Genomic DNA, 18752 nt, shown 5'->3' with positions numbered 1-18752 from the left:
AACGCTCAGCCCTGCCGGTACGTCTGGAGCGCGAAAGGTGAAGACATTTTGCGCAAGATCCAGCGTGCCCGAGAGGTCATGGCGGGTACGCCCGTAGAGAATGTTTTATCTGAGACAGAACACTAGCTTACGCTTCCCTTAACGAAGCAATCCCCCCTCCGGCTGCATCGTCAGACTCTCGCATCAGTGAACAGTCCAACAGCGCATTCTTGTATGGAAGAGTCGGGCAGCTTGAAAATCTGGACAAAAAAAGCCCGCTTGAGCGGGCTTGGTGGTGACCGGCGAGGCTTACATCCTGGCTCGACCAGTCATCTATTTGTGAAAAATTGCAGATTTTCTGTGAACCTACACCTGATCAGAAGTCCAGGTTAGACACCGCCAGGGCATTGCTTTCGATGAACTCACGACGAGGCTCAACCGCATCGCCCATCAGGGTGTTGAAGATCTGATCGGCAGCGATCGCGTCTTCGATAGTCACCTTGAGCATACGGCGCACGGTTGGGTCCATGGTGGTTTCCCACAGCTGGTCTGGGTTCATCTCACCCAGACCTTTATAGCGCTGGATGGTGTGACGCTTGGTGCTTTCGGTCATCAGCCAGTCGAGCGCTTCCTTGAACTCGGTGATCGCCTTCTTGCGCTCGCCACGTTGCACATAGGCACCTTCGCCGAGCAGGGTGCTCAACTGTGCGCCCAGGACGGTGACGGTGCGGTAGTCGTTACTGCCGAAGAAGTCACGGTTGAAGGTGACGTAGCTGGCCAGGCCATGGGAGGTGATTTCCACTTCCGGTAGCCAGACATTACGCTCTTTGTCTTCACGTAGGCTAGCCTTGTACAACAGGCCGGACTTCTCGCTGCTACGCAGACGCTCATCGAACTTGCCCAACCATTCCTGCATGGCAGCATGGTCACCCAGCTGCTCCAGGGATACGGCCGGCAGATAAACGAAGTGCTCGGTCAGTTCCTGAGGGTACAGGCGCGACAGACGCTTGAGAGTCTTCATCACCGTACGGAATTCGTTGACCAGGCGCTCCAGCTCAATGCCGGAAACCGCTGGTGCCGATTCGTCCAGGTGCAGGCTGGCATCTTCCAGAGCCGATTGGGTCATGTACTCTTCCATGGCCTCGTCGTCTTTGATGTACTGCTCCTGCTTGCCTTTCTTGACCTTGTACAGCGGTGGCTGAGCGATGTAGATGTAGCCACGCTCGACCAGCTCCGGCAGCTGACGGAAGAAGAAGGTCAGCAGCAGCGTACGGATGTGCGAACCGTCGACGTCAGCATCGGTCATGATGATGATGTTGTGATAACGCAGTTTGTCGATGTTGTACTCTTCGCGACCGATACCACAGCCCAGTGCGGTAATCAGGGTACCCACTTCCTGAGACGAGATCATCTTGTCGAAACGTGCTTTCTCGACGTTGAGGATCTTACCCTTGAGCGGCAGGATGGCCTGGGTCTTGCGGTTACGGCCTTGCTTGGCCGAACCACCTGCGGAGTCACCCTCCACCAGGTACAGTTCGGAGAGGGCAGGGTCCTTCTCCTGGCAGTCAGCCAGTTTGCCTGGCAGGCCGGCGATATCCAGCGCACCTTTGCGGCGGGTCATTTCCCGCGCCTTGCGCGCTGCTTCACGGGCCCGCGCAGCATCGATCATCTTGCCGACAACTGCTTTAGCTTCGTTCGGGTTCTCCAGCAGGAAGTCGGAGAAGTACTTGCCCATCTCCTGTTCCACGGCAGTTTTCACTTCCGAAGAAACCAGCTTGTCTTTGGTCTGGGAGCTGAACTTAGGATCCGGCACCTTCACCGAGATGATCGCGGTCAGACCTTCACGGGCATCGTCACCAGTGGTCGAGACCTTGTTCTTCTTGGCCAGACCTTCCTGCTCGATGTAGTTGTTCAGGTTACGGGTCAACGCCGAGCGGAAGCCGACCAGGTGGGTACCACCGTCGCGCTGCGGAATATTGTTGGTGAAGCACAACAGGTTCTCGTTGAAGCTGTCGTTCCACTGCAGGGCGATTTCCACACCCACACCGTCTTCACGTTGAACATTGAAGTGGAACACCTGGTTCACCGGGGTCTTGTTGGTGTTCAGGTATTCAACAAAGGCACGCAGACCGCCTTCGTATTTGAAGTGCTCTTCCTTACCCGAACGCTCATCCTTCAGCAGAATGCCCACGCCTGAGTTGAGGAACGACAGTTCACGAATCCGCTTGGCGAGGATGTCCCAGCTGAAGTGGATGTTCTTGAAGGTTTCGGCCGACGGCTTGAAGTGGATATGGGTACCGGTGGTTTCACTCTCGCCAACGATTTTCATCGGTGCCTGCGGTACACCGTGAACATAGGTCTGTTCCCAGATCTTGCCACTGCGGCGAACGGTCAGGATCAGTTGCTCGGAGAGGGCGTTAACCACAGACACACCTACACCGTGCAGACCGCCGGATACTTTGTAGGAGTTGTCGTCGAACTTACCGCCAGCGTGCAGGACGGTCATGATGACCTCGGCGGCGGATACACCTTCCTCTTTGTGCACGTCGACTGGAATGCCGCGACCGTTGTCGCGAACACTGATGGATTCGTCCGGGTGAATAATTACGGTGATGTCATCACAGTGGCCGGCGAGTGCTTCGTCGATCGAGTTATCGACCACCTCGAACACCATGTGGTGCAGGCCACTACCATCATCGGTGTCGCCAATGTACATACCGGGACGCTTGCGCACGGCATCTAGCCCTTTCAGCACCTTGATGCTGGAGGAGTCGTACGTTTGATTTTCGCTCATGCCTTCACTCCCGATGGTCGTGGGTCTGGGTGATACGGCCCTGTTCCACGTGGAACAAAGCAACTGGCGTTTCCGTCTGCCAGCCTTCCCTCAATAATTCGTGATCTACACAGGTGATAAACACCTGGCAGCGTAAGTCTTCCAACAAGCGACAAAGTGCGCGGCGGTGCTGCTCGTCCAATTCTGACGGCAAGTCATCCACTAGATAAATACATTGGCCGCGTCGAGCCTGGCTGACCAAATGTCCCTGGGCGATGCGCAATGCACAGACCACAAGTTTCTGCTGGCCCCGAGACAAAATATCGGCGGCGTTATGAGCGCCGAGTCTCAGGCGCAAATCAGCGCGTTGTGGTCCAGCCTGGGTATGGCCCATGTGCTGATCACGTTGCAAGGAAGAAGCAAGTACTTCACTGAGTTCTCGGTCCTTATCCCAGCCACGGTAATAACTCAGGGTCAGCCCTTCGAGTTCGACCAAATCGCTCAGGGTTCGCTCAAAGACGGGCTTCAAGGCCTTGATGTAATTTCGGCGGTATTCATCTATTTCAGCACTGGCCAGGCACAGCTCCCGGTCCCAGGCCGCTTGCGAAACAGCGTCAAGTGTACCATGCCGCAACCATGAGTTCCGCTGCCGCAAAGCCTTCTGCAGGCGTTGCCATGTGGCCATGAAGCGTGGTTCCACGTGGAACACCCCCCAATCAAGGAACTGCCGGCGAATTTTCGGCGCGCCTTCAAGCAAGCGAAAGCTGTCCGGATTGATCAATTGCAGCGGCAGAATCTCTGCCAGCTGCGCTGCGCTGCGGGCGTTCTGCCCGTCGATGCGGATAGTGAACTCGCCTTGCCGATCCCGCGAAATACCCAGGTTGCTCGAACCACCTTCGCTCAATTCAACCTGGCCAAAAACCGTACAGGCCAATTGCTCATACTGGATGACAGGCGTCAGACGAGTGCTGCGAAAGGAACGGGCCAGGCCGAGCAGATGAACAGCTTCCAACACGCTGGTTTTGCCGCTACCGTTGGCGCCGTACAGGATATTGATGCGGGGGGAGGGAGAGAAGGTCACCGGGTGCAGGTTACGCACCGCGGTGACAGAAACGCGACTGAGGGACATCTAGAGTCTGCTGAACAAATTACAGGCGCATCGGCATGACAACGTAAGCGGAGTCGTCATTGTCAGCTTCCTGCAGCAGGGCACTGCTGTTGGAGTCCGACAGGATCAGGCGAACTTGCTCAGTGGTCATGACGCCCAGTACGTCCAGCAAATAGCTGACGTTGAAACCGATTTCCAGCGAACTACCGTTGTAGTCGACGCTGATTTCTTCTTCCGCCTCTTCCTGCTCAGGGTTGTTCGCCTGGATCTTCAACTGACCGCTAGCCAACTGCAGACGAATACCACGGTACTTCTCGTTGGAAAGAATTGCGGTACGGCTAAACGCCTCACGCAGCGCCTGACGATCACCGATTACCAGCTTGTCGCCGCCTTTAGGCAGAACACGCTCGTAGTCAGGGAACTTGCCGTCGACCAGCTTGGAGGTGAAGGTGAACTCACCGGTAGTGGCACGAATGTGGTGTTGGCCCAGCACGATGCTGACCATGCCATCAGGCTCAGTGAGCAGGCGCGCCAGCTCAAGGATACCTTTCCGTGGCACGATAACCTGGTGACGGTCGGCCTGGCCGATGTCGGCACGCATGGAGCACATGGCCAGACGGTGACCATCGGTGGCTACCGCGCGCAGGGTGTCGGCGGACACTTCAAGCAGCATGCCATTGAGGTAATAACGCACGTCCTGCTGAGCCATGGCGAAGCTGGTGCGTTCGATCAAGCGACGCAGACGGCTTTGCTCAAGGCTGCAGGTCAGCGAACCCGGGCCTTCCTCGACAGTCGGGAAGTCATTGGCTGGCAAGGTCGACAGGGTGAAACGGCTACGCCCGGCCTTGACCACGATCTTCTGCTCGTCGAGCTTGATGTCGATCAGCGCGTCGTTTGGCAAGCTCTTGCAGATATCCATCAGCTTGCGCGCAGGTACGGTGATCTCGCCTGGCTCGGCAGGCTCTTCCAGTTGAACACGGCCAACCAGTTCCACTTCCAGATCAGTACCGGTAAGTGAAAGTTGCTGACCCTGAACAACCAGCAGTACGTTGGACAGTACCGGCAAGGTCTGGCGGCGCTCGACGACGCCTGCGACCAGTTGCAGGGGTTTCAACAGGGCTTCGCGTTGAATGGTGAAATGCATGGTCTAGTCCCTTGCCTTAATAAGCTGCGCTGACGTCAATCACGTCGTCAGAGTCCGCAGCAGGTTCTTGTAGTCCTCGCGAATATCCGCGTCGGATTCCTTGAGTTCGTTGATCTTGCGGCACGCATGCAACACGGTTGTGTGATCGCGGCCGCCGAAGACGTCACCGATTTCCGGCAGGCTGTGGTTGGTCAGCTCCTTGGACAGGGCCATGGCCACCTGACGCGGCCGGGCAACCGAACGGGAGCGACGTTTGGACAGCAGATCGGAGATCTTGATCTTGTAGTACTCAGCCACGGTGCGCTGGATGTTATCCACACTCACCAATTTGTCCTGCAGTGCCAGAAGATCCTTGAGCGATTCACGAATCAGCTCGATGGTGATGTCGCGTCCCATGAAGTGCGAGTGGGCGATGACTCGCTTCAGCGCACCTTCAAGTTCACGGACGTTGGAGCGAATGCGCTGGGCGATAAAGAAGGCAGCATCATGGGGCAAGTCTACTTTAGCCTGGTCGGCCTTCTTCATCAGGATCGCGACGCGGGTTTCCAGTTCCGGCGGTTCGACCGCTACGGTCAGGCCCCAGCCGAAACGCGACTTCAGACGCTCTTCCAGTCCTTCGATCTCTTTCGGGTAACGGTCACTGGTCAGGATTACCTGCTGACCGCCTTCGAGCAAGGCGTTGAAGGTGTGGAAAAACTCTTCCTGGGATCGCTCTTTGCGGGCGAAGAACTGGATGTCATCGATGAGCAGTGCATCCACCGAGCGGTAGAAGCGCTTGAATTCGTTGATGGCATTGAGCTGCAGTGCCTTGACCATGTCCGCCACGAAACGCTCGGAATGCAGGTAGACCACCTTGGCATTCGGGTTCTTCTTGAGCAGGTGGTTACCCACAGCGTGCATCAAGTGCGTTTTACCAAGACCTACACCGCCATAGAGGAACAGCGGGTTGTAGCCATGCTTGGGATTGTCGGCGACCTGCCAGGCAGCCGCGCGGGCCAACTGGTTGGACTTACCCTCGACGAAGTTCTCGAAGGTAAAGGTGCGGTTCAGGTAGCTGGTGTGCTTGAGCGCACCTTCAACCTGCACGGTGCGTTGTTCAGTACGGCCACTTGGTGCCTGGGCAGCACTGGACTCGCCCATGGCGTCGAAGCTGTCACGCGAGGGCGCTTGCTCGACTACGGCCACAGCCGGTGCGGCAACAGGTGCGCTAACGGGTTCGTTGACCACGGCGGTTTGTGCTGCTTGCGCCTGGGACGCGGCTACAGCGGCGGCCAGCGGTGCATTGGGCGCGGCACGGGGAGCCGAACTGCGTCTGCTGCCTATTAATAAGGAAAGGGCAGGTGCAATACCGTTGCCATGCTCACCCAGCAGCTCGAGCAGACGGCTCAGGTATTTCTCATTAACCCAATCGAGAACGAAACGGTTGGGCGCGTAGACGCGCAACTCGTCGCCTTCGGCTTCGACCTGTAGCGGACGGATCCAGGTGTTGAATTGCTGGGCAGGCAGTTCATCGCGCAGAAGCTCCACGCACTGCTGCCAAAGTTCCACTGACACGGATATCCCCTGAGTTGAAAGCCGGTGAGGCAAAAACAAGCCCCCATTGTACCGAGCACCAGCGCAGTTATCCACATGCAGCTGGGTTGAGGATGGCGATAAATCAGCAGCTTAGTGGCCAATATGACCTTTCAGTGCTGTGAATAAGCTCTGTGGATAACCGTACCTGAGGTCTTTGCACAACTGGGGGTTGAAATCGGTGGATAACCGCCCTGTGGATAACAGACGATTTGATCCACAGCTTTTCCGAGGCTTCGACACAGTCAGAGCACCTCTTCTCGACAAGGTTTCAATACTCTGTACATGACGTAGATCAAGGCCTGTAGCGTTCTATCCACAGATATAGACCGCATAAGCTTTATAGGATTTACAGAAAAGCTTTAAATAATTCCTCTCTCTTTTTTTATGTTTAAGCGTGTGATGGTTCTCCTCCCTGAACCCCTGACCTGAAACGGGTGATTTCCCGTCCATAAGGAAAAGCTGGTTGGAAATTGACCTATGGCTGCGCTTTCTCTAGAATCGCCGGTCTCTTAAAACGGGGGCCATTCCGGCCCGTAGTCGACGAACCAGGTAACACGCCATGAAACGTACTTTCCAACCAAGCACCATCAAGCGCGCTCGCACTCACGGTTTCCGTGCCCGTATGGCCACCAAGAACGGTCGTGCCGTTCTGTCGCGTCGCCGTGCCAAAGGCCGTAAGCGCCTGGCAGTTTGATTTTTCGGCACAGGTGGTGAGTCAGGACTTCAGTCGGGAAAAGCGTCTGCTTATCCCCCGACACTTCAAAGCGGTCTTCGACTCCCCAACCGGCAAGGTTCCAGGGAAAAACCTGCTGCTCCTTGCCCGCGAGAACGGCCTGGATCACCCTCGCCTGGGGCTTGTGATCGGGAAAAAGAGCGTCAAGCTCTCCGTTCAACGCAATCGCCTGAAACGCCTGATGCGCGATTCGTTTCGCCTGAACCAGCACTTGCTTGCAGGTTGGGATATCGTGATCGTCGCGCGCAAAGGGTTGGGCGAGATTGAAAACCCAGAATTGCACCAACATTTTGGCAAGCTCTGGAAGCGCCTCGCACGCAGTCGGCCCGCTCCAGTGGTTAACACCGACTCTGTGGGGGTAGACAGTCAAGATGCGTAAACTGGCACTCGTTCCGATCCAGTTTTACCGTTATGCCATTAGTCCACTGATGGCCAGTCACTGTCGTTTCTACCCCAGTTGCTCCTGTTACGCGTTAGAAGCCATCGAAAACCATGGCCTTTTACGCGGCGGGTGGCTAACCGTTCGTCGCCTGGGGCGTTGTCATCCGTGGAATGCCGGCGGTTTTGACCCGGTTCCGCCAGCTCCCTCTTCCCGTTCTTCTTCGATAGCCGAGTAATCATGGATATTAAACGCACGATCCTGATCGTCGCCCTGGCAATCGTGTCCTACGTCATGGTCCTTAACTGGAACCAGGACTACGGCCAGGCTGCCCTGCCGACTCAGAATACTGCTGCCAGCAACGTTGCTCCGGCGTTGCCGGACACCGCGCAGGCCGGCAACACTGGCGCCAGCGCCGATGTGCCGAGCGCCAACGCTGAATCCAACCCTGCCGAACTGGCTCCGGTTGCCGTCAGCAAAGACCTGATTAGGGTCAAAACTGATGTCCTCGACCTGGCTATCGATCCAAACGGTGGTGACATCGCCCAGCTGATGCTACCCAAGTATCCGCGCCGTCAGGATCATCCGGACATTCCGTTCCAGTTGTTCGACAACGGTAGCGAGCGCACTTATCTGGCGCAAAGCGGTCTTACCGGCACCAATGGTCCGGATGCCCGTCCGAGCGGTCGTCCGCTGTATGCCGCTGATCAGAAAAGTTATCAACTGGCCGATGGCCAGGAGCAACTGGTCGTCGAGCTGAAGTTCAGCGATAACGGGGTCAACTACATCAAGCGCTTCAGCTTCAAGCGCGGTGAGTACGACCTGACCGTTACCTACCTGATCGACAACCAGAGCGCACAGCCCTGGACTGGTAACCTGTTTGCGCAACTGAAGCGCGACGCAAGCTCGGATCCGTCCTCGAGCACTGCGACCGGTACCGCGACCTATCTGGGTGCTGCCCTGTGGACAAGTTCGGAACCCTACAAAAAAGTGTCGATGAAAGACATCGACAAGGGAAATCTGAAAGAAAATGTTACCGGGGGCTGGGTAGCCTGGCTGCAGCACTACTTCGTTACCGCCTGGATTCCAAACGCGTCTGACAACAACATTGTCCAGACCCGCAAGGACAGCCAAGGCAACTACATCATCGGTTTCACTGGCCCGGCGCTGAATGTAGCCGCTGGCGCCAAAGGCGAAACCAGCACCATGTTGTACGCCGGTCCGAAGATCCAGGAGAAACTCAAAGAGTTGTCCCCAGGTCTGGAACTGACTGTCGACTACGGCATTCTGTGGTTCATCGCTCAGCCGATCTTCTGGCTGTTGCAACATATCCACAGCCTGCTCGGCAATTGGGGCTGGTCGATCATCGTCCTGACCATGCTGATCAAGCTGCTGTTCGTTCCGTTGTCCGCCGCCAGCTACAAATCGATGGCGCGCATGCGTGCTGTGGCACCAAAATTGGCAGCCCTGAAAGAACAGCATGGCGATGACCGGCAGAAAATGTCGCAAGCCATGATGGAGCTGTACAAGAAAGAGAAGATCAACCCACTGGGCGGCTGTCTGCCGATTCTGGTGCAAATGCCGGTCTTCCTCTCGCTGTACTGGGTACTTCTGGAAAGCGTCGAGATGCGTCAGGCGCCGTGGATGTTCTGGATCACCGACCTGTCGATCAAGGATCCGTTCTTCATCCTGCCGATCATCATGGGTGCGACCATGTTCATCCAGCAGCAGTTGAACCCGACTCCGCCGGATCCGATGCAGGCCAAGGTGATGAAGCTGATGCCAATCATCTTCACCTTCTTCTTCCTGTGGTTCCCTGCAGGTCTGGTGCTGTACTGGGTTGTGAACAACTGCCTGTCGATCGCACAGCAGTGGTACATCACCCGCAGCATCGAAAATGCTACCAAGAAAGCCGCTGCTTGACGGGTTAGCCAGCTAACCTGTGGATAAACGCCCCCTCGTGGGGCGTTTTGCTATCTGTCGTTTTTTGTCGTGAGGCCTTCGAGCATGAACACTGTGCGTGAAACCATTGCCGCCATCGCTACTGCCCAGGGACGTGGGGGCGTGGGGATCGTACGGCTTTCCGGGCCCCTGGCGCAGCAAGCCGGGCTGGCTATCTGTGGGAAGTCACTGACGCCGCGGCATGCCCATTACGGACCGTTTCGTGCTGACGATGGCCTGGTCATCGATGAAGGCATCGCCCTGTTTTTTCCTGGGCCGAACTCTTTCACCGGTGAAGACGTGCTGGAGCTCCAGGGCCATGGTGGCCCGGTAGTTTTGGATATGCTCCTGCAGCGCTGTGTACAACTGGGTTGCCGACTGGCCCGCCCAGGTGAATTCAGCGAACGCGCATTCCTCAATGACAAACTCGACCTGGCCCAGGCCGAAGCGATCGCTGACCTGATCGAAGCCAGTTCTGCACAAGCGGCGCGCAACGCGTTGCGCTCGCTGCAGGGTGAATTTTCCCGTCGTGTGGATAACCTCACCGAGAAATTGATCAGCCTGCGGATCTATGTCGAAGCGGCTATCGACTTTCCTGAGGAGGAAATCGACTTCCTCGCCGATGGCCATGTACTGGGCATGCTCGATGACGTGCGCGCGAATTTATCCACAGTGCAGCGTGAGGCCGGGCAGGGCGCTTTGTTGCGCGATGGCATGACCGTAGTGATCGCCGGTCGGCCGAATGCCGGTAAATCGAGCCTGCTCAACGTTCTGGCCGGGCGCGAGGCGGCGATTGTCACCGACATCGCCGGCACCACTCGGGACATTCTGCGCGAACATATCCACATCGATGGTATGCCGCTGCACGTTGTGGACACTGCCGGACTGCGCGATACCGATGACCATGTGGAAAAGATCGGCGTCGAGCGTGCACTCAAGGCCATCAACGAAGCCGATCGGGTGCTGTTGGTCGTCGATTCTACGGCGCCGGAGGCCAGTGATCCCTTTGCCTTGTGGCCGGAATTCCTCGATCTGCGTCCGGATCTTGCCAAAGTCACGCTGATTCGTAACAAGGCCGACCTCAGTGGCGAGGCCATCACCATGGAGGAGAGTGAAGATGGCCATGTCACCATCACTCTCAGCGCCAAGGATTCCGACATGGGACTCGAGCTGCTGCGTGAGCACCTGAAGGCCTGCATGGGTTATGAACAGACGGCTGAAAGCAGCTTTAGCGCCCGTAGGCGCCATCTGGAGGCGCTGCGCCAGGCCAGCGCACACCTGGAGCACGGTCGCGCCCAGCTGACCCTTGCAGGTGCCGGTGAACTGTTGGCTGAGGATCTGCGCCAGGCTCAGCAAGCTCTGGGCGAAATCACCGGTGCTTTCAGCTCCGACGATCTGTTGGGTCGAATCTTCTCCAGCTTCTGCATCGGCAAGTAAGCATCCTTTTCCACAGCCGGGTCTGCAACAGGCCTGGCTGCTGTCTCCCTTCCTTCTATTTTCCCTTCCTGTCAGGACCGCCAATGCGCGGGTCCTGCCTTCTCGCCTGCGCGCCTATCCACAATTCTGTGAAATAAGCCCTGTGGAAAACCCACCTTCAGCTCCGTTGATAACTGGCCTTCAAGGTTGGAGATAACTGCGTCTGTGGGTAAGTAGCCATTTAATCCACAGGCTTAAAGCGCTTATCCAGAACGCTCATGGCCGGTAGACCACAGGGTTTTGAACCTCTGTACATAAGATAAATAAAGGCCTGTAGAACCTTATCCACAGAAAAGGTGGTGCATAAGAATAAACATAAAAACAAAGCTTTAATAAATTTCTCTCTCTTTATTTCTATTGCTCGCCATTCATCCACAGCCTGGTTAAATTTTGTGCAAAAGGTTCCTTTAGAGGGGGGGAAGTCCCTATACTTGTGCGTTATCCCTATCTATTCCCGAAACAGGCACGAGGTGCGTGGTGGATTTCCCTTCCCGTTTTGAAGTGATCGTCATCGGCGGCGGCCATGCCGGTACCGAGGCTGCGCTTGCGTCTGCACGCATGGGCGTAAAAACCCTGCTGCTGACCCATAACGTGGAAACCCTCGGTCATATGAGTTGCAACCCGGCTATCGGTGGCATCGGCAAGAGCCACCTGGTCAAGGAAATCGATGCGCTCGGCGGCGTCATGGCGCTGGCCACTGACAAGAGCGGTATCCAGTTCCGCGTTTTGAACAACCGCAAAGGCCCGGCCGTGCGCGCTACTCGCGCCCAGGCCGACCGCGCCATCTACAAGGCGGTAGTGCGTGAGATTCTTGAGAACCAGCCCAACCTGTGGATATTCCAGCAGTCCTGCGATGACCTGATCGTCGAGCAAGACCAGGTACGCGGCGTGGTGACACAAATGGGTCTGCGTTTCTTCGCCGACTCCGTGGTGCTGACTACCGGTACCTTCCTCGGTGGACTTATCCACATTGGTCTGCAGAATTACTCCGGCGGTCGCGCCGGTGATCCGCCGGCAATCGCCCTGGCCCATCGCATGCGTGAATTGCCGCTGCGTGTCGGCCGGCTGAAAACCGGCACTCCGCCACGTATCGACGGACGCTCTGTGGATTTCTCGGTAATGACCGAGCAACCGGGCGACACGCCGATCCCGGTCATGTCGTTCATGGGCGACAAGGCCATGCATCCGCGTCAGGTCAGCTGCTGGATTACCCACACCAACGCCCGTACTCACGAGATCATCGCCTCGAACCTCGATCGTTCGCCGATGTACTCAGGTGTCATCGAAGGCATTGGCCCACGCTACTGCCCGTCGATCGAAGACAAGATCCATCGCTTTGCCGACAAGGAAAGCCACCAGGTGTTCATCGAGCCGGAAGGCCTGAACACCCATGAGCTGTACCCGAACGGGATATCCACATCCTTGCCGTTCGATGTGCAATTGCAGATCGTCCGTTCGATCCGCGGCATGGAGAACGCCCACATCGTGCGCCCAGGCTACGCCATCGAGTACGACTACTTCGATCCGCGTGACCTCAAGTACAGCCTGGAAACCAAAGTCATCGGCGGTCTGTTCTTCGCCGGACAGATCAACGGCACCACCGGCTACGAAGAAGCCGGTGCCCAAGGCCTGCTCGCCGGTACCAACGCCGCACTGCGTGCCCAGGGCCGCGAAAGCTGGTGCCCGCGTCGGGACGAAGCGTACATCGGCGTGCTGGTCGACGACCTGATTACCCTGGGTACCCAGGAGCCGTACCGCATGTTCACCTCGCGCGCCGAATACCGGTTGATCCTGCGTGAAGACAACGCCGATCTGCGCCTGACCGAAAAAGGCCGCGAGCTGGGTCTGGTCGATGACCAACGCTGGGCCGCTTTCTGCGCCAAGCGCGAAGCTATCGCCGTGGAAGAGCAGCGTCTGAAATCCACCTGGGTTCGTCCGGACACCGCGCAAGGTCAGGCCATTGCCGAGAAATTTGGCACGCCGTTGAGTCATGAATACAACCTGCTCAACCTGCTGACCCGCCCGGAAATCGACTACGCTGGCCTGATGGAAGTGACCGGCGGCAGTGAGATTGATCCGCAAGTGGCTGAACAGGTTGAGATCAAGACCAAATACGCCGGTTACATCGACCGGCAACAGGAAGAAATCGCCCGGCTGCGTGCCAGCGAAGATACCCGCCTGCCCGACGATATCGATTACAGCGGTATTTCCGGTCTGTCCAAGGAAATTCAGGGCAAGCTCGGCCAGACCCGCCCTGAAACCCTGGGCCAGGCGTCGCGTATTCCCGGCGTGACCCCGGCGGCGATTTCCCTGTTGCTGATTCATCTGAAAAAACGCGGCGCAGGCCGCGAGTTGGAGCAAAGCGCTTGAGTTCTCAGGTCACCCCTCAACACGCCGAAGAGTTGTCCACAGGTGCCCGCCAGCTCGGTGTCGAGCTGAGCGAGGCGCAGCATGCGCAATTGCTGGCCTACCTGGCCTTGCTGATCAAGTGGAACAAGGCCTACAACCTGACCGCCGTGCGTAATCCGGACGAAATGGTTTCCCGCCACCTGCTCGACAGTCTGAGCGTCATGCCGTTTATCCACAGCGAGCGCTGGCTTGATGTCGGCAGCGGTGGCGGCATGCCCGGTATTCCCCTGGCTATCCTGCACCCGGAGAAGCAAGTTACGGTGCTCGACAGCAATGGCAAGAAAACCCGCTTCCTGACCCAGGTGAAGCTCGAACTGAAACTGGAGAACCTCACAGTTATCCACAAGCGGGTCGAGGAGTTCCAACCGCAACAGCCTTTCAGCGGAATTGTTTCCCGTGCTTTCAGCAGCATGGAGAACTTCACCAACTGGACGCGCCACCTTGGCGACGAGCAGACGCAGTGGTTGGCAATGAAAGGGCTGCATCCTGCCGATGAGCTGGTAGCATTGCCGGCAGATTTCAGAGTAGATAGCGAGCAGGCCTTGACCGTTCCGGGTTGCCAAGGCCAGCGTCATCTGCTGATACTGCGCCGCACGGCATGATTGGGAACACAAGCAAGAATGGCTAAGGTATTCGCTATCGCGAACCAGAAAGGTGGTGTGGGCAAGACCACCACCTGTATCAACCTCGCAGCATCGCTGGTCGCAACCAAGCGCCGGGTGCTGTTGATCGATCTCGATCCACAGGGCAACGCCACCATGGGTAGCGGAGTGGATAAACACGTCCTGGAACATTCGGTCTACGACCTGTTGATCGGTGAATGCGATCTGGCCCAGGCCATGCACTTCTCCGAGCACGGTGGTTATCAACTGCTGCCGGCCAACCGCGACCTGACCGCCGCGGAAGTGGTCCTGCTGGAAATGCAGATGAAGGAGAGCCGCCTGCGCACCGCGCTGGCGCCGATCCGCGAGAACTACGACTACATCCTGATCGACTGCCCGCCATCGCTGTCGATGCTGACCCTCAACGCCCTGGTTGCCGCCGATGGCGTGATCATTCCGATGCAATGTGAATACTTTGCCTTGGAAGGGCTGAGTGACCTTGTGGATAACATCAAGCGCATTGGCGAACGCCTGAACCCGCAGCTGAAGGTCGAAGGCCTGCTGCGGACCATGTACGACCCGCGCTTGAGCCTGATCAACGATGTCTCCGCGCAGCTCAAGGAGCACTTCGGCGACCAGCTGTACGACACGGTGATCCCGCGCAACATTCGCTTGGCCGAGGCGCCGAGTTTCGGCATGCCGGCCCTGGCTTACGACAAGCAATCGCGCGGCGCACTGGCTTACCTGGCGCTGGCTGGGGAACTCGTACGCCGTCAGCGCCGTCCATCACGCACTGCACAAACAACTTAAGGAATCCGTATGGCCGTTAAGAAACGGGGTCTCGGACGTGGGTTGGATGCACTGCTCAGTGGTCCTACCGTCAGCGCGCTCGAAGAGCAGGCTGTGAAGGTCGACCAGAAAGAACTGCAACATCTGCCGCTCGACCTGATCGAGCGCGGCAAGTACCAGCCGCGTCGGGACATGGACCCGCAAGCGCTGGAAGAACTGGCTCAGTCGATCAAGAACCAGGGCGTGATGCAGCCGATCGTGGTGCGCCCGATCGCTGACAACCGCTACGAGATCATCGCCGGCGAGCGCCGCTGGCGCGCCAGTCAGCAGGCCGGGATGGACACCATTCCGGCCATGGTCCGCGATGTACCCGATGAAGCGGCCATCGCCATGGCGCTGATCGAGAACATCCAGCGCGAAGACCTCAATCCGGTGGAAGAGGCCATCGCCTTGCAGCGCCTGCAGCTGGAGTTCCAGCTGACTCAGCAGCAGGTTGCCGATGCTGTGGGCAAGTCGCGGGTAACCGTGGCCAACCTGCTGCGCCTGATCTCGCTGCCGGAAGTGATCAAGACCATGCTGTCCCACGGCGATCTGGAAATGGGCCACGCCAGGGCACTGCTTGGCTTGCCGGAAGAACAGCAGGTCGACGGGGCGCGTCATGTTGTCGCACGTGGTCTGACCGTGCGCCAGACTGAAGCCCTGGTGCGCCAGTGGCTCAATGGCAAGCCGGAGCCGGTCGAAGCGGCCAAACCGGATCCGGACATCACCCGCCTTGAACAGCGTCTGGCAGAGCGTTTGGGCTCGGCAGTACAGATACGTCACGGCAACAAGGGCAAAGGCCAGTTAGTTATCCGCTACAACTCGTTAGATGAGTTGCAAGGTGTGCTAGCTCACATCCGCTGAAACAATTCCTTTTGTAGCGTGTAGTCGGAAATCACTACCCGGCAGTTGAATAGGGGTTAAACCGCCCCTATACTCTGCGCGCATTTTGTCGGCACAAATTATGCCAAGTCATAGCTGACTGGTTGGTCGACTTTCGAGGAGCAGTTGTGATGGAAACCCGCACGCCAAACCGCTTGCCTTTCCATCGCTGGGCGGTTTTTCCGGTACTGTTGGCTCAATGTGTCGTGTTTCTGCTGGCAACTTTGGCAGTGTGGCAGTGGCACGGGGCAGTCAGTGGATATTCAGCACTCTGTGGAGGACTGATTGCCTGGCTGCCAAATGTGTATTTCGCCTGGAAGGCTTTTCGTTACACGGGAGCCAGGGCAGCGCAGGCTATCGTCAAGTCGTTTTACGCTGGCGAAGCAGGCAAATTGATTTTGACGGCAGTGCTGTTTGCACTGACGTTTGCAGGAGTGAAGCCATTGGCGCCGTTAGCAGTCTTCGGTGTCTTTCTGCTGACCCAGTTGGTCAGCTGGTTCGCGCCCCTGCTGATGAATATAAGACTTTCGAGACCTTAGGGCGTTTGAGGCAACCATGGCAGCAGAAACCGCTTCGGGCTATATCCAGCACCACTTGCAGAACCTGACCTTCGGTCAACTACCAGACGGCGGTTGGGGCTTTGCCCATTCCGCAGCAGAAGCCAAGGCAATGGGCTTCTGGGCTTTCCACCTGGATACCCTGGGGTGGTCGGTCGCACTGGGTCTGCTGTTCGTATTCCTGTTCCGCATGGCAGCCAAGAAGGCGACTTCCGGCCAGCCTGGCGGCCTGCAGAACTTCGTTGAAGTGATGGTTGAGTTCGTCGACGGCAGCGTCAAGGACAGCTTCCACGGTCGCAGCCCGGTGATCGCCCCACTGGCGCTGACCATTTTCGTCTGGGTCTTCCTGATGAACGCCATCGACCTGATCCCGGTCGACTGGATTCCGCAGCTGGCCATCCTGATCTCCGGTGATCCGCACATTCCGTTCCGTGCTGTGTCGACTACTGACGTCAACGCAACGCTGGCCATGGCCTTCTCGGTTTTCGCGCTGATCATTTTCTACAGCATCAAGGTCAAGGGTATCGGCGGTTTCCTCGGTGAACTGACGCTGCATCCGTTTGGCAGCAAGAACATTTTCCTGCAGATCCTGCTGATCCCGGTGAACTTCGTGCTGGAGTTCGTCACCTTGATCGCCAAGCCAATTTCGCTGGCGCTGCGTCTGTTCGGCAACATGTATGCCGGCGAGCTGGTGTTCATCCTGATCGCGGTGATGTTCGGCAGTGGCCTGCTCTGGCTCAGTGGCTTGGGTGTGGTGCTGCAATGGGCGTGGGCTGTGTTCCACATCCTGATCATCACCCTGCAAGCGTTCATCTTCATGGTGCTTACCATCGTCTACCTGTCGATGGCTCACGAAGATAACCATTAAGACCGCCTGGCGTGTCTGATGACCCTTCTGCAGGTTTCGGGGAGGGTCGAAAACGTCCGCAAGGGCAGCTGTACCAAACGATTTTGTTTTACCGCTTCAAACTAAAAAACCTAACCAATACGACGTAAAAGTCGGGAGGAAAGATGGAAACTGTAGTTGGTCTTACCGCTATCGCTGTTGCTCTGCTGATCGGCCTGGGTGCCCTGGGTACCGCCATTGGTTTCGGCCTGCTGGGCGGCAAGTTCCTGGAAGGCGCTGCTCGCCAGCCAGAGATGGTTCCAATGCTGCAAGTTAAAATGTTCATCGTTGCCGGTCTGCTCGACGCCGTAACCATGATCGGTGTTGGTATCGCTCTGTTCTTCACCTTCGCTAATCCCTTCGTTGGTCAAATCGCCGGCTAATCACTCGAATTCTCGAGTGGTTTGGTGTGATGGACAAAGAACGAGCGAGGTGTTGGCGTGAACATTAATGCAACCCTGATTGGTCAGTCCGTTGCGTTCTTCATTTTTGTGCTGTTCTGCATGAAGTTCGTGTGGCCTCCGGTCATCGCGGCATTGCAAGAACGTCAGAAGAAGATCGCGGATGGACTGGACGCTGCCAACCGAGCAGCTCGCGACCTGGAGTTGGCCCAAGATAAAGCGGGTCAGCAACTGCGCGAAGCGAAAGCTCAGGCAGCCGAAATCATTGAGCAAGCCAAGAAACGCGGTGCTCAGATCGTCGAGGAAGCCCGTGATCAGGCCCGCGTCGAAGCTGACCGTGTGAAGGCTCAGGCTCAAGCCGAGATCGAACAGGAAATTAACGGTGTCAAAGACGCCCTGCGTGCCCAAGTGGGTCTGCTGGCTGTCGGCGGTGCTGAAAAGATCCTTGGCGCCACAATCGATCAAAACGCGCATGCGGAGCTGGTTAATAAACTGGCCGCTGAAATTTAAGCGAGGGCGATCATGGCAGAACTGACCACGTTGGCCCGACCTTACGCTAAGGCGGCCTTTGAGCACGCCCAGGCCCATCAGCAACTGGCCAATTGGTCAGCCATGCTCGGCCTGGCTGCTGCAGTGTCGGAAGACGACACCATGCAGCGCCTGCTCAAGGCCCCGCGACTGACGAGCGCAGAAAAGGCCGCCGCGTTTATTGACGCGTGCGGTGACAAGTTCGATGCACAGGCACAGAATTTCATTCATGTTGCCGCGGAAAACGACCGTCTCCTGCTATTGCCGGAGATTTCGGCTTTGTTCGAGCTGTACAAGGCCGAACAAGAGAAATCCGTGGACGTGGAAGTCACTAGTGCTTTTGCGTTGAACCAAGAACAGCAAGACAAACTCGCCAAGGTTCTCAGTGCACGGCTCAGCCGGGAAGTGCGCCTGCATGCGACGGAGGACGCCACCCTTATCGGTGGTGTCGTGATCCGCGCCGGCGACCTGGTAATCGATGGCTCGGTTCGCGGCAAAATCGCGAAACTGGCCGAAGCATTGAAATCTTGAGTTTGAAGGGGCAGCAGAGC

The 18752-nt window shown here is 57.3% G+C and carries 18 protein-coding genes; 14 read left to right on the top strand and 4 right to left on the bottom strand.

Going from position 1 to position 18752, the window contains the following annotated elements:
* Window positions 1–355: 355 nt before the first annotated feature.
* From gyrB to dnaA, 4 genes are read right to left on the bottom strand one after another with little or no spacing between them, the layout of a single operon-like run.
* Window positions 356–2773: a DNA topoisomerase (ATP-hydrolyzing) subunit B gene (gene gyrB, locus ACRESH_RS18655; RefSeq protein WP_431743357.1), complete on the bottom strand. Its 2418-nt coding sequence runs from the start codon at window positions 2771–2773 to the stop codon at window positions 356–358.
* A gap of 4 nt (window positions 2774–2777) precedes the next feature.
* Complete coding sequence (gene recF / locus ACRESH_RS18650) at window positions 2778–3881, bottom strand: DNA replication/repair protein RecF (protein WP_157190617.1); 1104 nt, start codon at window positions 3879–3881, stop codon at window positions 2778–2780.
* A 19-nt stretch (window positions 3882–3900) separates the two neighbouring features.
* Window positions 3901–5004, bottom strand: coding sequence for a DNA polymerase III subunit beta (dnaN, locus tag ACRESH_RS18645; RefSeq protein ID WP_431743356.1), 1104 nt, complete (start codon window positions 5002–5004; stop codon window positions 3901–3903).
* A 39-nt stretch (window positions 5005–5043) separates the two neighbouring features.
* Window positions 5044–6558 carry a chromosomal replication initiator protein DnaA gene (gene dnaA / locus ACRESH_RS18640; protein ID WP_431743355.1) on the bottom strand — a complete coding sequence of 505 codons (1515 nt, stop codon included), beginning with the start codon at window positions 6556–6558 and terminating at the stop codon, window positions 5044–5046.
* 580 nt (window positions 6559–7138) lie between these two features.
* Between dnaA and rpmH the strand changes: the two genes are divergently transcribed.
* The 14 genes from rpmH to ACRESH_RS18570 all read left to right on the top strand — a co-directional run bounded on the left by rpmH (window position 7139) and on the right by ACRESH_RS18570 (window position 18732).
* The gene (gene rpmH / locus ACRESH_RS18635; protein WP_002551315.1) at window positions 7139–7273 is read left to right on the top strand and encodes a 50S ribosomal protein L34; all 135 of its coding nucleotides are present in this window, start codon (window positions 7139–7141) and stop codon (window positions 7271–7273) included.
* Between the two features lie 13 nt (window positions 7274–7286).
* The gene (rnpA, locus tag ACRESH_RS18630; RefSeq protein WP_045186563.1) at window positions 7287–7691 is read left to right on the top strand and encodes a ribonuclease P protein component; all 405 of its coding nucleotides are present in this window, start codon (window positions 7287–7289) and stop codon (window positions 7689–7691) included.
* Entirely contained in the window at window positions 7684–7929 is a 246-nt protein-coding gene (gene yidD / locus ACRESH_RS18625) for a membrane protein insertion efficiency factor YidD (protein WP_082071379.1), read from the top strand. The genes rnpA and yidD overlap by 8 nt, the downstream gene beginning before the upstream one ends.
* A gap of 2 nt (window positions 7930–7931) precedes the next feature.
* Window positions 7932–9614, top strand: a complete 1683-nt coding sequence (gene yidC / locus ACRESH_RS18620) for a membrane protein insertase YidC (RefSeq protein WP_431743354.1) — start codon at window positions 7932–7934, stop codon at window positions 9612–9614.
* Between the two features lie 84 nt (window positions 9615–9698).
* On the top strand, window positions 9699–11069 hold the full coding sequence (mnmE, locus tag ACRESH_RS18615) for a tRNA uridine-5-carboxymethylaminomethyl(34) synthesis GTPase MnmE (RefSeq protein WP_431743353.1): 1371 nt from the start codon (window positions 9699–9701) through the stop codon (window positions 11067–11069).
* Window positions 11070–11585: 516 nt separating this feature from the next.
* A complete protein-coding gene (gene mnmG / locus ACRESH_RS18610) occupies window positions 11586–13478 on the top strand; it encodes a tRNA uridine-5-carboxymethylaminomethyl(34) synthesis enzyme MnmG (protein WP_431743352.1) in 1893 nt (630 codons plus the stop codon).
* Window positions 13475–14119, top strand: coding sequence for a 16S rRNA (guanine(527)-N(7))-methyltransferase RsmG (gene rsmG, locus ACRESH_RS18605; protein ID WP_431743351.1), 645 nt, complete (start codon window positions 13475–13477; stop codon window positions 14117–14119). The genes mnmG and rsmG overlap by 4 nt, the downstream gene beginning before the upstream one ends.
* A gap of 18 nt (window positions 14120–14137) precedes the next feature.
* Entirely contained in the window at window positions 14138–14929 is a 792-nt protein-coding gene (locus tag ACRESH_RS18600) for a ParA family protein (RefSeq protein WP_045186348.1), read from the top strand.
* A gap of 9 nt (window positions 14930–14938) precedes the next feature.
* Window positions 14939–15811: a ParB/RepB/Spo0J family partition protein gene (locus tag ACRESH_RS18595; protein ID WP_431743350.1), complete on the top strand. Its 873-nt coding sequence runs from the start codon at window positions 14939–14941 to the stop codon at window positions 15809–15811.
* 149 nt (window positions 15812–15960) lie between these two features.
* Window positions 15961–16368, top strand: a complete 408-nt coding sequence (locus ACRESH_RS18590; RefSeq protein WP_431743349.1) for a F0F1 ATP synthase subunit I — start codon at window positions 15961–15963, stop codon at window positions 16366–16368.
* 16 nt (window positions 16369–16384) lie between these two features.
* Complete coding sequence (gene atpB / locus ACRESH_RS18585) at window positions 16385–17254, top strand: F0F1 ATP synthase subunit A (protein WP_431743348.1); 870 nt, start codon at window positions 16385–16387, stop codon at window positions 17252–17254.
* A 143-nt stretch (window positions 17255–17397) separates the two neighbouring features.
* Window positions 17398–17655: a F0F1 ATP synthase subunit C gene (gene atpE, locus ACRESH_RS18580; protein WP_003097235.1), complete on the top strand. Its 258-nt coding sequence runs from the start codon at window positions 17398–17400 to the stop codon at window positions 17653–17655.
* 57 nt (window positions 17656–17712) lie between these two features.
* On the top strand, window positions 17713–18183 hold the full coding sequence (locus ACRESH_RS18575; protein ID WP_010222733.1) for a F0F1 ATP synthase subunit B: 471 nt from the start codon (window positions 17713–17715) through the stop codon (window positions 18181–18183).
* Window positions 18184–18195: 12 nt separating this feature from the next.
* Complete coding sequence (locus tag ACRESH_RS18570) at window positions 18196–18732, top strand: F0F1 ATP synthase subunit delta (RefSeq protein WP_431743347.1); 537 nt, start codon at window positions 18196–18198, stop codon at window positions 18730–18732.
* Window positions 18733–18752 lie beyond the last annotated feature (20 nt).

The organism is Pseudomonas sp. (assembly GCF_050739775.1).
Lineage (GTDB): Bacteria > Pseudomonadota > Gammaproteobacteria > Pseudomonadales > Pseudomonadaceae > Aquipseudomonas.
Note: the sequence above shows the minus strand (reverse complement) of the source record. Positions and strands in the feature narration are given on the sequence as shown.

What these genes read in the sequence shown, in the direction of transcription:
- yidC (WP_431743354.1), top strand. Translation starts at nt 7,932, where the DNA reads ATGGATATTAAACGCACGATCCTGATCGTCGCCCTGGCAATCGTGTCC.
- gyrB (WP_431743357.1), bottom strand. Translation starts at nt 2,773, where the DNA reads ATGAGCGAAAATCAAACGTACGACTCCTCCAGCATCAAGGTGCTGAAA.
- atpB (WP_431743348.1), top strand. Translation starts at nt 16,385, where the DNA reads ATGGCAGCAGAAACCGCTTCGGGCTATATCCAGCACCACTTGCAGAAC.
- rpmH (WP_002551315.1), top strand. Translation starts at nt 7,139, where the DNA reads ATGAAACGTACTTTCCAACCAAGCACCATCAAGCGCGCTCGCACTCAC.
- ACRESH_RS18570 (WP_431743347.1), top strand. Translation starts at nt 18,196, where the DNA reads ATGGCAGAACTGACCACGTTGGCCCGACCTTACGCTAAGGCGGCCTTT.
- ACRESH_RS18600 (WP_045186348.1), top strand. Translation starts at nt 14,138, where the DNA reads ATGGCTAAGGTATTCGCTATCGCGAACCAGAAAGGTGGTGTGGGCAAG.
- yidD (WP_082071379.1), top strand. Translation starts at nt 7,684, where the DNA reads ATGCGTAAACTGGCACTCGTTCCGATCCAGTTTTACCGTTATGCCATT.
- mnmE (WP_431743353.1), top strand. Translation starts at nt 9,699, where the DNA reads ATGAACACTGTGCGTGAAACCATTGCCGCCATCGCTACTGCCCAGGGA.
- ACRESH_RS18590 (WP_431743349.1), top strand. Translation starts at nt 15,961, where the DNA reads ATGGAAACCCGCACGCCAAACCGCTTGCCTTTCCATCGCTGGGCGGTT.
- ACRESH_RS18595 (WP_431743350.1), top strand. Translation starts at nt 14,939, where the DNA reads ATGGCCGTTAAGAAACGGGGTCTCGGACGTGGGTTGGATGCACTGCTC.
- recF (WP_157190617.1), bottom strand. Translation starts at nt 3,881, where the DNA reads ATGTCCCTCAGTCGCGTTTCTGTCACCGCGGTGCGTAACCTGCACCCG.
- atpE (WP_003097235.1), top strand. Translation starts at nt 17,398, where the DNA reads ATGGAAACTGTAGTTGGTCTTACCGCTATCGCTGTTGCTCTGCTGATC.
- dnaN (WP_431743356.1), bottom strand. Translation starts at nt 5,004, where the DNA reads ATGCATTTCACCATTCAACGCGAAGCCCTGTTGAAACCCCTGCAACTG.